The following is an 11,679-nucleotide window of genomic DNA, read 5'->3' as shown; positions in this document are numbered from 1 at the left end:
CGGGGTCTGTCGGTGGTGGTCATCTGATCCGGAACTTGGTGGTCAGCTCCTCGAGCGTGCCCACCACGTCGTTCGGCGCCGGCATGGCGAGCATCTCGTCGCGCAGCACCCCGGCGCGTTCGGCGAACCGCGGTTCGTCCAGCAGCCGCAGCACGTTCTCGCGCACGCCGGTGCCGGTGCACGCGTCACCGTGGATGGTCAGTGCGCCGCCCTGGGTGGTCGCGCGCCGGGCCAGCTCGGGCTCGTCGAGGTCCCACGGCAGCGTCAGCTGCGGAACGCCGTAGAGCGCGGTGGACAGGAACGTGCCCGCGCCCGCGTGGTTGATCACCACCGAGCAGGTCGGTGCCAGCGCGTGCAGTGGTGCGTACGACACGACCCTGGCGTTGGCGGGCAGCTCGGGCAGAGTGTCGCGGACGTTGTCGGCGATGGTGGCGACCACCTCGACGTCGAGGTCGCCCAGCGCGGTGAGGATGTCACCGACGTCGACCGTGTAGCCCTCGAACCGCTCGGCCGCGGTGGTGCCCAGGGTGAGGGCGACCCGGGGCCGCTCGGCGGGCCGGGTCAGCCACTTCTCGACGGTCGCGGCACCGCCGTAGGGCACGAACCGCATCGGCACGTAGTGCAGCCCGGGGTCGTGCATGGTCAGCGAACCGGGGAGCTGGTCGACCGTGAAGTGGCCGGTCACCATGTCCTCGGAGAACTCGAAGCCGTACTTGCGGCAGTAGCCGTCCACCCAGGCCGCGAACGGGTCGTAGGCCTGGTCGGCGGGCTGCTCGGCGAGCAGCCGGGTGAAGTGACCGCGGGTGACCCCCAGCAGGTCCAGCCGTCCGAGCAGGCGGGCGTGCGCGGCTCCGCAGGCCTTGGCCGCGATGGCCCCGGCGTAGCTCGACGGCTCCCAGACGACCAGGTCCGGCTCCCAGGCGCGGGCGAACTCGACCAGCCCGGCGATGACGGGGAAGTTCTCCGGCTTGTGGTCACCCTCGACCGTGCCCGCGTAGGAACCCAGCATGTGGTCCCAGGTGGCCCGCTCCGGGTACTCGACGACGTCGAACGGCGCGGGCAGGCCGGGCTTGAGGTCCAGCAGTGCGAGTGCCTCTTCGTCGGACAGGTCGCCGTAGGCCTCGCGCAGTTTCTCGTTGTGCTCCAGCGCGCTCATCACCGCCTGGATCCGGCGGTACATGTCGACGTCCCGGCCGACCCCGACGGCGGTGAGCCCGGCCTGGGTGATCCGGCCGGCGAAGCCGGGCTGGCTGGCGAACCGCACCTCGTGCCCGGCCGTGCGCAGCGCCCAGGCCAGCGGAACCATCGAGACGAACGCGGTGGGTTCCGGGTTCGCGGTGAACAGGATGCGCATGTCGTTCCTCCTGGGCCGGTCAGCGGCCGCGGTACTTGGTGGTGAGTTCTTCGAGCTGGCCGACGAGCTCGTTGGGCGAGGGGGCGGCGAGGACCTCGTCGCGCAGGTCGCGGGCCCGCTCGGCGAACCGCGGTTCGGACAGCAGGCGTTCGACCGCGTCGCGGATGCCCGTGCCGGTCGCTCTGGTCGTGTGGATCTCCAGGCCCGCGCCGTGCTCGGCGAGCGCGCGGCCGAGTATCGGCTGGTCGAAGTGGTAGTGCAGGGCAAGCTGCGGCACCGGATGCCGCATCGTCGTCCCCATGGTCGCGGCCCCGGCGTGGTGGATCACCGCCGAGCAGGTCGGTGCCAGCGCATGCCACGGCACGTAGGAGACCAGCCGGACGTTGGCCGGCACGGCGCCGAGCCCGGCCTGCTCGGACTCGGCGACGGTGGCGACCACCTCGATGTCCAGTTCGGACAGTGCGCCGAGGATGTCGGACAGCGGGATGTTGTAGCCGCTGAACACCTCGGTCGCGGTCAGACCGAGGGTGAGCCCGACCCGGGGACGCCGCGTCGGCTCCCACAGCCAGCGGGGGACCACGGCGGGCCCGCCGTAGGCGATGTACTGCGTGCGGACGTAGTGCAGGTCCGCCTCGGTCTGCAGGCTGGCGGGGAACTGGTCGATCGTGAACTGACCGACGACCATGTCTTCGCTGAAGGAGAAGCCGTAGGTCTCCCCGTAGCCGCCGAGCCAGTCCGCCATCGGGTCGGCGCGCCGCGACGGTGGCTGCTCGCCGCGGCGGCGCAGGAAGAACTCGCGGGTCAGGCCGAACACGTCGACACCGAACAGCATGCGGGCGTGAGCGGCGCCGCACGCCTTCGCGGCGACGGCACCCGCGTAGCAGAACGGTTCCCACACGACGAGGTCCGGTTCCCAGGACCGGGCGTAGCCGACCAGGTCGGCCAGCATCGGCTCGTTGTCCGGGTGGTGGATGGTCTCCACAGCGGCGACGTGGGCGGCCAGCGTCTGCTCCCACGTGGTGCCGCCGGGGTCGTCGAGCGCGTTCCACGGCGAGGGCAGGCCGGCGCGGGAGGCTTCCAGCAGCTCCGGGTTCTCCCTCGCCTCCTTCCACTTGTCCACGTCACGGCCGACGCCGACCGCGGTGAGACCGGCCTGGGTGATGGTCGGTGCGAACCCGGGCTGGCTGGCCACCCGGACCTCGTGCCCGGCCGTGCGCAGCGCCCACATCATCGGCACCAGGTACAGGAAGGTGCTCTTCTCCGGGTTGACCGTGAACAGAACGCGCATCAGAGTTCCTCGGGTGGCTAGCGGGCACAGTGCTTGCGGGTGAGTTCCTCGATGCGAGGCACCAGCTCGTTGGGGGTGGGCAGCTCGGCGATCTCGCCGGCCAGCCGGGCGGCGCCGCCACGCAGCTCCCGGTCCTCCAGCAGCCGCACGACGCCCTCCCGCACCGCCTCGCCGGTCGCCTCGGTGGGGTCGAGGTACAGGCCCGCGCCCTGCTCGGCGAGTTTGCGACCGAGCATCGGCTCGTCGAAGTGGTACGGCAGGGTCAGCTGCGGCACCCCGTGCGGCGCGAACGAGGTGAGGGTGCCGAACCCGGCGTGGGTGATGGCCACCGAGCAGGTCGGGGCGAGCACGTGCAGCGGCACGAACGACACCACCCTGGCGTTGTCCGGCAACGGGTCCAGCGCGGACTGTTCCTCCTCGGCGACGGTGGCGACCACCTCGACGTCCAGATCGGACAGTGCGTCGAGGATGTCGCGCACGTTGACCGTGTAGCCGGAGAAGTAGCCGGTGGCCGACAGGCCCATGGTCAGCGCCACCCTCGGCCGCTCGGGCCGGCGCTGCAGCCAGCCGGGCACCACGGCCCGTCCGCCGTAGGGGATGTACGGGGTACGCAGGTAGTGCAGGTCCGCCTCGGTCTGCAGGCTGGCCGGGATCTGGTCGATGGTGAAGTGCCCGACCGCCATGTCCTCGCTGTACTCCCCGCCGTACTTGCGGGCGTAGCCGCCCAGCCAGTCGGCGACCGGATCGCCCTGTTCGGGCTCCGGCTGCTCGTTCTTCATGGCCAGGAACTTCTGCCGGGCCAGGCCGAACGCGTCGATGCCGTAGAGCAGCCGGGCGTGCGCGGCGCCGCAGGCCTTCGCGGCGATGGCACCCACCGGGGTGAGTGGTTCCCACACCACCAGGTCCGGTTCCCAGGACCGGGCGAACTCGACCAGGGCGGTGGCGATGGCGAAGGTCTCGTACTTGGCGCCGTCCACCACCGCGCCGAACGCCGGCAGCGTGTCCTCCCAGCGGGCGCCGGCCGACTCCTCCCAGATGTTGTACGGCGGCGGGAAACCGGCCCGGGTCTCCTCGACCGTCGCCGAGTCCAGCCCCATCGCCAGCAGCAGCCGGGGGATGCCGAGGCTGCGCCCGACCGGCACCGCGGTCAGGCCCGCCTGGGTGATCTCGTCGGCGAACAGCGGCTGGCTGGCGACGCGGACGTCGTGCCCTGCGGTGCGCAGGGCCCAGGCCATCGGCACCATGGCGTTGAACGTGGTCGTTCCCGGGCTGACGGTGAACAGGATGCGCATGGTGTCGTCTCTCGGTCGGGTGTGGTGGTCAGCGGACGCGGTGTTTGGTGACGAGAGCCTCGATCTCGGGCACCAGCTCGTTGGGGGTGGGCAGTGCGAGCAGGTCGTCCCGCAGTTCGGCCGACTTCTCGGTGAACGACGCCTCGGTCAGCAGCCGCACCACGCCGTCGCGGATGAGGCGGCCGGTGGCTTCGTCGGCGCGGATCGTCAGCGACCCGCCCTGTGCCGCGGCGCGGCGGGCGAACTCGGGTGCGTCGAAGTCCCACGGCGCACTGAACTGCGGTACTCCCTGCAGTGCCATCGTGAGGAACGTGCCGAACCCGCCGTGGGTGATCACCGCCGAGCAGGTGGGTGCCAGTGCGTGCAGCGGGACGTAGGACACCATCCGGGTGTTGGCCGGAACCCTGGCCAGCTTGCGCTGTTCGGACTCGGGAATGGTGACCACCAGCTCGATGTCCAGATCGGCCATCTCGTCGAGGATGTCCTGCAGGTCGACGAAGTAGCCGGCGTCGTGGTCGATGAGGCTGATCCCCATGGTCAGCGCGACCCGCGGCTTGGCGGGTTTGTCCCACAGCCAGCGGGGCACGACGGCGGGCCCGCCGTAGGGCACGTGCCGCATCGACAGGTAATGCAGGTCGGCTTCGAGCCGCAGCGAGTCGGGGAGCTGGTCGATGGTGAAGTGCCCGGTGATCATGTCCTCGCCGAACTCGGCGCCGTGCTTGCGGGCGTAGGCGCCGAGCCACTCGCCGAGCGGGTCCTCGTGGTACTCCGCCGGGAGCGAGTTCTTGACCTGGTTGAAGGTCTGCCTGGTCACGCCGAACACGTCGATGCCCCAGAGCATCCGGGCGTGCGCGGCACCGCACGCCTTGGCCGCGATCGGCCCGGCCATGGCCAGCGGCTCCCAGATGATCAGATCCGGCTGCCACGCCTTGGCGAAGTCGACCAGCCCGCCGATCATCGGGAAACAGGCCGGTTTGTGCCAGTACCTCAGGATCAGCCGGTAGGCCTCGGGCAGGTACTCCCAGACGGCCTTCTCCGGGAACTCGGCCACCTCGTAGGGCACGCTCAGCCCGTACTTGGGTTCCCAGCGCTGTCCCTTGAACTCCGGGTGCCTCGGCATGAGCTTCCAGATGTCGGCGTCCCGGCCGACCGGGTTCGCGGTCAGGCCCGCCTGGGTGAGGGCGCCGGAGAAGTGCGGCTGGCTGGCGAAGCGGACCTCGTGGCCCTCGGTCCGTAGTGCCCAGGCCAGCGGAACCATGGGAAAGCAGTGCGCCTTCTCCGGGTTGGCGACGAACAGGACGCGCATGTCAGCTCGCCGCCGCCACGGGACGGCGGTGCTCGGCCACCAGCTTCTCCAGCCTGCCGGCCAGCTGGTTGGGCGAGGGCATCGCCTGGATCTCGTCGCGCAGCCGGCCCGCGGCCTCGGTGAACCTCGGCTCGGTGAGGATGCGGGTGAGCCGGTTGCGCATGACGCCCCATGCCACGGCCTGGCCCACGTGCAGCGACAGCCCGGCGCCCTGGGCGGCGACGCGACGGGCCAGCGTCGGCCCGTCGGCGTTCCACGTCACGATGATCTGCGGCTTGCCGTGCAGTGCCGTGGTCGCGAGCGTGCCGTACCCGGCATGGTGGATGACCGCCGTGCACGTCGGGATCAGTGCGTGCAGCGGCACGTAGGACACCATCCGGACGTTGTCCGGCACCTTGGCGATGCTCTTCTGCGCCTGCTCGGGCAGGGTGGCGACCACCTCGACGTCCAGGTCGGCGATCTCCTCGAACACGTCCTCCAGCTGGAGCACGTCGGCGGCGGTCGCGCCGACGCTCAGCCCCATGGTCAGCGCCACCCTCGGCCGTTCCGGCGGAGTGGACAGCCACTGCGGGACCACCGCGGGCCCGCCGTAGGGCACGTAACGCAGCGGCTCGTAGGTCAGGTCGGCCTCGATCCCGAGCGACGGGGGCAGCTGGGTGATGGTGAACTGCCCGGTGATCAGGGACTCGCTGAACTCGAAGCCGTAGCGGTCGGCGTAGGGCGCCAGCCACTCGCCCAGCGGGTCGGCCCGGTCCTCGGGCGGCTGCTGCTCGCGCAGCCGCAGGAAGTGGTCGCGGGCCACCCCGTAGGTGTCGAGGCTGAACAGGATCCGGGCGTGTGCGGCGCCCACGGCCTCGGCCGCCACCGCGCCGGCGTAGGTCGAGGGCTCCCAGACCACCAGGTCCGGCTGCCAGGACCGGGCGAACTCCACCAGGTCCGGGATCATCGGGACGTTGCTCATCTTGTGCCACTTGGGCACGTGGATGTCGTAGCCGTCCTTGAGGTAGTCCCAGGTGACGTCCTGCGGCCGCCAGTCGACGGTGTCGTAGGGCACCGGCAGGCCGTTGAGGCCGAGGCTGAACCAGTTCAGGTCCCGCGACATCAGCTGCCACAGGTCGCGGTCCGGCCCGATCGGGACGGCGGTGAGCCCGGCCTGGGTGACGACATCGGTGAACTTCGGCTGGCAGGCCACGCGGACCTCGTGGCCCGCGGTGCGCAGCGCCCACGCCAGCGGTGCCATGGCCAGGAAGTGGGTCTTCTCCGGGTATGTGGTGAACAGAACGCGCATCGACATCATCCGTTGCTTCGGTGTTTGGTGGTCAGCTGTTCGATCTGGGCGACGAGCTGGTTGGGAGCCGGCTGGGCGAGCATCTCCTCGCGCAGCGCCCCGGCCGCACGCGCGAACGACGGTTCGGACAACAGCCGCAGCACCGCCTCCCGCAGCGCGGGCACGGTCACCTCGGTGGCAGGGATGCACAGCCCCGCCCCCTGCTCGGCCAGCCGCCGCCCGATCATCGGCTGGTCGACGTCCCACGGCAGCGTCAGCTGCGGGACCGCGGCCAGTGCCGTGGTGGCCAGCGTGCCCACTCCGGCGTGGTGGATGGCCGCCGAACAGGTCGGCATCAGCGCCTGCAGCGGGACGAACGGCACCAGCCGCGCGTTGTCCGGGATCCGGTCCAGTGCCTCGCGGCCGGCGTCGGTGACGGTCGCGACCAGTTCGACGTCGAGGTCGGCCACGGCGTCGAGGACGTCCTGCAGGTTCACCGGGTACTCCCCGGTGCGGTCGTTGGCCGTCAGTCCCATGGTCAGCGCGACCCGGGGCCGCGGCGGCGGAGTGGACAGCCAGCCCGGCACGACCGCCGGTCCGCCGTAGGGCGTGTAGCGGGCGTGCAGGTAGTGGTGGCCACCGTGGAAGGCCAGCGACGGCGGCAGCTGGTCGATGGTGAAGTGACCGGTGACCATGGCCTCGGTGAACTCGCCGCCGTACTTGCGCGCGTAGCTGCCCAGCCAGTGGGCCAGCGGGTCCTCCCGCTCGGGGATCGCGTGCTCGCGGATCAGCCGCGTCGCGTGGTCGCGGGTGATGCCGAAGACGTCGGCGCCGATCAGGATCCTGGCGTGGGCGGCCCCGCAGGCCGTCGCGGCGATCGCGCCCGCGTAGGTGGTGGGCTCCCAGATCACCAGGTCCGGTTCCCAGGACCGGGCGAAGTCGACCAGGTCGGCCACGATCGGGACGTTGCTGGTCTTGTGCCAGCGGACCGCCACGTCGCGGTAGCCGGTGCGCAGCTGTTCCCAGGTGACTTCGGCGGCGTCCTGCTCGGCGGAGTCGTACGGCGCGGGCCAGCCGGTTTCCTTGCCGAAGAAGTTCATCGCGCCGGTGCGGGGGATCAGGTCCCACAGATCGCGGTCGTGCCCGACCGGCACCGCCGTCAGCCCGGCCTGGGTGACCGTGTCGACCAGCTTGGGCTGTACCGCGACCCGGACTTCGTGCCCGGCCGTGCGCAGCGCCCAGGCCAGCGGGACCAGCAGCAGGAAGTGGGTCCGCTCGGCGTAGGTGGTGATCAGTACCTTCATCCCGCTCACCGGCCGCGGTGCTTCGTGGTCAGTTCTTCCAGCCTGCCGACGAGCTCGTTGGGCGTGGGCAGGGCGAGGATCTCGTCGCGCAGTGCGACGGCTCGCTCGGTGAACCGGGGTTCGGACAGCAGGCGGGCGACGGCGTCGCGGACGGCTCCGCCGGTGGCCTTGCTGGTGTGGATCTCCAGCCCGGCGCCCTGCTCGGCGAGCTTGTGCGCCAGCAGCGGCTGGTCGAAGTGGTAGTGCAGGGACAGCTGGGGGACCGGGTAGCGGGCGGTGGTGGCCAGGGTGGCCGCGCCGGCGTGGTGGATGACCGCCGAGCAGGTGGGCACCAGTGCCTGCCAGGGCACGTAGGACACGACCCTGGTGTTGTCCGGGATCGTGCCGAGCTTGTCCTGTTCGGACTCGGCGACGGTGGCGACCACCTCGACGTCCAGTTCGGACAGTGCGGCGAAGATGTCGGGCAGGGACAGGGTGTACCCGCCGTACACCTCGGTGGCGCTCAGGCCGAGGGTGAGCGCCACCCTCGGCCGCTCGGCGGGCTTGTGCAGCCAGCCGGGTACGACGGAGGCGCCGCCGTAGGGGATGAACTGCGTGCGCACGTAGTCCAGGCCGGTCTCGGCCTGCAGGCTGGCGGGGAACTGGTCGACGGTGAAGTGCCCGGTGACCAGTTCCTCGGAGAAGGCGAAGCCGTACTTGCGGCCGTAGGCACCCAGCCAGTCGGCCAGCGCGTCACCGCGTTCGGCCTCCGGCTGCTCCGCCTGCAGCCGCAGGTACAGCTCGCGGAAGCCGCCGGTCACGTCGTAGCCGATGAGCAGACGGGCGCTGGCGGCACCGCAGGCGGCCGCGGCGATGGCACCCGCGTTGCACAGCGGATCCCACACCACCAGGTCGGGCTCCCACGAGCGGGCGAAGTCCACCAGTCCGGCCACGACGGGGAAGTTGCCGTACTTGACCGACTCCATCCCCGGACCGGCCAGCGCCGTGCGCACGTAGTCCCAGTTCGCCTTCTCCGGGGTGTCGTAGGCGTCGTAGGGCGCGGGCAGCCCGGCACGTTCGGCCTCGACGCCGGTGCGCTCGGCGACCTTCGGCATGTCCCTGCTGTGACCGACCGGAACGGCGGTGAGCCCGGCCTGGGTGATCTCGCTCGCCAGCGCGGGCTGGGCGGCGAAGCGCACCTCGTGCCCGGCCGTGCGCAGCGCCCACGCCAGCGGCACCATGTAGCGCAGGACGCTGCGCGGCGGGTTGGTGGCGAACAGGACACGCATCGACGATCCCTTCCGGCCGGTCAGGCCCGGTACTTGGTGGCCAGTTGTTCCAGCGGCTCGACCAGCTCGTTGGGGCTGGGCAGTGCGGCCATCTCGGCGGCCAGCCCGGCCGCGTCGGCCGCGAACGACGGTTCGGACAGCAGCCGCAGGACGTTGTCCCGGATGCCGCGCCCCGCGTCCTGGTCGCCGACGACGGTGAGTGCGGCGCCGCGCTGGGCGACCTGCCTGGCCAGCTCGGGCTCGTCGAACTCGTACGGCATGGTCAGCTGCGGGGTGGCGTTGACCGCGGTGGTCAGTACCGTGCCGGGGCCGGCGTGGTTGACGATTACCGAGCAGGTCGGCGCCAGGTCGTGCAGCGGGACGTAGGAGACCAGCCGGGTGCCGTCGGGAACCCGCTCCAGCTCACCCTGCTTCGACTCGGCGACGGTGGCCACGATCTCGACGTCCAGGCCCGCCAGCGCGTCCAGGATGTCCTGCACGCTGACCGTGTAGCCGGTGAAGATCTCGGTGGCCGAGGTGCCCAGGGTCAGCGCGACCCTTGGCTTGGCGGGCGGCGTTCGCAGCCACGACGGCGCCACCGCGGCGCCGTTGTAGGGCACGTACCGCATCGGGAGCTTGTCCAGCCCGGAGTCCAGCCGGATGGACTCCGGCAGCGGGTCGATGCTGAACTGGCCGGTGGCCATGTCCTCGGAGAATTCGAACCCGTACCGGCGGCCGTAGGAGCCCAGCCAGTCCGCCAGCGGGTCCGGGCCCTGGTCCGGCTTCAGGTCCAGGAAACGCTCCCGGGTGACGCCGAAGATGTCGACACTCCACAGCAGCCTGCCGTGCGCGGCGCCGCAGGCCTTGGCCGCGATGGGACCGGCGTAGGTGTGCGGTTCCCAGATGATCAGGTCGGGTTCCCACTGCCTGGCGAACTCCACCAGCCCGGTGATGAGCGGGAAGTTGTTCTGCTTGTGCCAGATCTCCAGCACGTTGCGGTAGCCGGAGACCATCCGGTCGAAGGTGATCGGCTGCTCGCCCGGCGCGGCCGCGTCGTAGGGCGAGGGAAGCCCGACCCGCTCGGCCTCGGCCAGCTCGGGGTTGGCCTCGGCGAGCCTGCGCAGCGTGTTGGTGTGCTGCCTGCCGATCGGCACGGCGGTGAGGCCGGCCTGGGTGATCTCGCCGGCGAACGAGGGCTGGCTGGCGACCCGGACGTCGTGTCCCGCGGTGCGCAGCGCCCAGGCCAACGGGACCATCGGCTGGAAGATGGTCCGCTCCGGGTAGGTGGTGAACAGCACGCGCATGGTGTCGTCCTCGGGTCGCGGTCTATCGGGTGCGGTACTTGGTGACGAGCTGCTCGACCTCGGGTACGAGCTGGTTGGCGGTGGGCATGCGCAGGATCTCCTCGCGCAGCGTCGCGGCTCCCCGCCGGAACTCCGGCTCGGTGAGCAGCCGCCGGGTGGCGGCGGCGACGTCCGGGCCGGTGGCGAGGTCGTTGTGGATCTGCAGTCCCGCGCCCATGCCGACCAGCCGCTCGGCGAAGATCGGCTCGTCGAAGTGGTAGGGCAGGGCCAGCTGGGGAACGCCGTGCAGGGCGAACGTGGTCAGCGTGCCGAACCCGGCGTGGTGCACGGCGGCCGAGCAGGTGGGCGCCAGCGCGAGCAGCGGGATGTAGGACTCCATCCGGACGTTGTCCGGCAGGGTGCCCAGCTTCGCCTGTTCGGACTCGGCGACGATGGCGACGATCTCGGCGTCCAGTTCGGACAGTGACTCGAGTAGTTCGCCGGCCGGCAGGCTGTATCCGCCGAACAGCTCGGTGGCGCTCACCCCCATGGTCAGCGCGACCCGTGGGCGCTGCGCCGGCCGTCGCAGCCAGTCCGGCACGGTGGCGGCACCGCCGTAGGGGGTGAAGCGCATCCCGACGTTGTGCACGTCGGCAGGGATCTGCAGGCTGGGCGGGATCTGGTCGATGGTGAAGTTGCCGGTGACCATGTCCTCGCTGAACTCGAAGCCGTACTTGCGCCCGTAGCTGCCGAACCAGTCCGCGAAGGGGTCGGTCTTCTCACTGTCGGGCTGGGCGGCCAGGTGGCGCAGGTACTTGTCACGCACCCCGCCCCAGACGTCGACGCTCCACAGCAGCCGCGCGTGCGCCGCTCCGCACGCCTTGGCGGCGATCGGGCCGGCGTAGTTGAGCGGGTCCCAGATGACCAGGTCGGGCTGCCATGACCGGGCGAACTCGACCAGCCCGCCCAGCATCGGGAAGCTGCTGGTGCGGTGCCAGCCCCACACGGCCTCGGCGATGCCCGGCTTCAGGTACTCCCAGTTGTCCCTGTCCGGGTTGTCGAACGCGTCGTAGGGCTCCATGATGCCCACCCGCAGCGCGGCCAGCCGGTCCGGCTTGCTGGACATGATGCGCCAGAACTCCCGGTCGTGCCCCACCGGGACGGCGGTGAGCCCGGCCTGGGTGATCGTGCCGGCGAACCGCGGCTGGCTGGCGACCCGGACCTCGTGGCCGGCGGTGCGCAGCGCCCACGCCAGCGGCACCATCGGCTGGAAGAGCGTCTTCTCCGGGTAGGTGGCGAACAGGACGCGCATAGTCGTGTCTTTCCTCGATCTCGGTC

9 protein-coding genes are annotated in these 11,679 nt (G+C 71.1%); all 9 read right to left on the bottom strand.

Annotation, left to right across the window (positions count from 1 at the left end; all coding sequences use genetic code 11):
* Positions 1 to 19: 19 nt before the first annotated feature.
* Genes EWH70_RS25135 through EWH70_RS25095 form a run of 9 tightly spaced genes read right to left on the bottom strand, consistent with a single transcriptional unit; the run spans position 20 to position 11,653 of the window.
* Entirely contained in the window at positions 20 to 1,354 is a 1,335-nt protein-coding gene (locus tag EWH70_RS25135) for an activator-dependent family glycosyltransferase (RefSeq protein ID WP_130477981.1), read from the bottom strand.
* 19 nt (positions 1,355 to 1,373) lie between these two features.
* Complete coding sequence (locus tag EWH70_RS25130) at positions 1,374 to 2,642, bottom strand: activator-dependent family glycosyltransferase (RefSeq protein ID WP_130477980.1); 1,269 nt, start codon at positions 2,640 to 2,642, stop codon at positions 1,374 to 1,376.
* A gap of 17 nt (positions 2,643 to 2,659) precedes the next feature.
* Positions 2,660 to 3,934, bottom strand: a complete 1,275-nt coding sequence (locus EWH70_RS25125; RefSeq protein WP_130477979.1) for an activator-dependent family glycosyltransferase — start codon at positions 3,932 to 3,934, stop codon at positions 2,660 to 2,662.
* A 28-nt stretch (positions 3,935 to 3,962) separates the two neighbouring features.
* Complete coding sequence (locus tag EWH70_RS25120; protein ID WP_130477978.1) at positions 3,963 to 5,240, bottom strand: activator-dependent family glycosyltransferase; 1,278 nt, start codon at positions 5,238 to 5,240, stop codon at positions 3,963 to 3,965.
* 1 nt (position 5,241) lies between these two features.
* Entirely contained in the window at positions 5,242 to 6,528 is a 1,287-nt protein-coding gene (locus tag EWH70_RS25115) for an activator-dependent family glycosyltransferase (protein WP_130477977.1), read from the bottom strand.
* 5 nt (positions 6,529 to 6,533) lie between these two features.
* Positions 6,534 to 7,811, bottom strand: coding sequence for an activator-dependent family glycosyltransferase (locus tag EWH70_RS25110; protein ID WP_130477976.1), 1,278 nt, complete (start codon positions 7,809 to 7,811; stop codon positions 6,534 to 6,536).
* Positions 7,812 to 7,816: 5 nt separating this feature from the next.
* Positions 7,817 to 9,079 carry an activator-dependent family glycosyltransferase gene (locus EWH70_RS25105; RefSeq protein WP_130477975.1) on the bottom strand — a complete coding sequence of 421 codons (1,263 nt, stop codon included), beginning with the start codon at positions 9,077 to 9,079 and terminating at the stop codon, positions 7,817 to 7,819.
* Between the two features lie 20 nt (positions 9,080 to 9,099).
* The gene (locus EWH70_RS25100) at positions 9,100 to 10,362 is read right to left on the bottom strand and encodes an activator-dependent family glycosyltransferase (RefSeq protein WP_130477974.1); all 1,263 of its coding nucleotides are present in this window, start codon (positions 10,360 to 10,362) and stop codon (positions 9,100 to 9,102) included.
* A 22-nt stretch (positions 10,363 to 10,384) separates the two neighbouring features.
* A complete protein-coding gene (locus EWH70_RS25095; protein WP_130477973.1) occupies positions 10,385 to 11,653 on the bottom strand; it encodes an activator-dependent family glycosyltransferase in 1,269 nt (422 codons plus the stop codon).
* Between the last annotated feature and the right edge of the window lie 26 nt (positions 11,654 to 11,679).

Origin of the sequence: Amycolatopsis suaedae (assembly GCF_004214935.1) — a bacterium.
GTDB lineage: Bacteria > Actinomycetota > Actinomycetes > Mycobacteriales > Pseudonocardiaceae > Amycolatopsis > Amycolatopsis suaedae.
The sequence above is the reverse complement of the archived record's forward strand: the minus strand, read 5'-3'. Positions and strand labels throughout refer to the sequence as shown.

Excerpts from the sequence above, each read along its gene's own strand:
- EWH70_RS25100 (WP_130477974.1), bottom strand. The coding sequence starts at position 10,362 with ATGCGCGTGCTGTTCACCACCTACCCGGAGCGGACCATCTTCCAGCCG.
- EWH70_RS25105 (WP_130477975.1), bottom strand. The coding sequence starts at position 9,079 with ATGCGTGTCCTGTTCGCCACCAACCCGCCGCGCAGCGTCCTGCGCTAC.
- EWH70_RS25115 (WP_130477977.1), bottom strand. The coding sequence starts at position 6,528 with ATGCGCGTTCTGTTCACCACATACCCGGAGAAGACCCACTTCCTGGCC.
- EWH70_RS25130 (WP_130477980.1), bottom strand. The coding sequence starts at position 2,642 with ATGCGCGTTCTGTTCACGGTCAACCCGGAGAAGAGCACCTTCCTGTAC.
- EWH70_RS25110 (WP_130477976.1), bottom strand. The coding sequence starts at position 7,811 with ATGAAGGTACTGATCACCACCTACGCCGAGCGGACCCACTTCCTGCTG.
- EWH70_RS25120 (WP_130477978.1), bottom strand. The coding sequence starts at position 5,240 with ATGCGCGTCCTGTTCGTCGCCAACCCGGAGAAGGCGCACTGCTTTCCC.
- EWH70_RS25135 (WP_130477981.1), bottom strand. The coding sequence starts at position 1,354 with ATGCGCATCCTGTTCACCGCGAACCCGGAACCCACCGCGTTCGTCTCG.
- EWH70_RS25125 (WP_130477979.1), bottom strand. The coding sequence starts at position 3,934 with ATGCGCATCCTGTTCACCGTCAGCCCGGGAACGACCACGTTCAACGCC.
- EWH70_RS25095 (WP_130477973.1), bottom strand. The coding sequence starts at position 11,653 with ATGCGCGTCCTGTTCGCCACCTACCCGGAGAAGACGCTCTTCCAGCCG.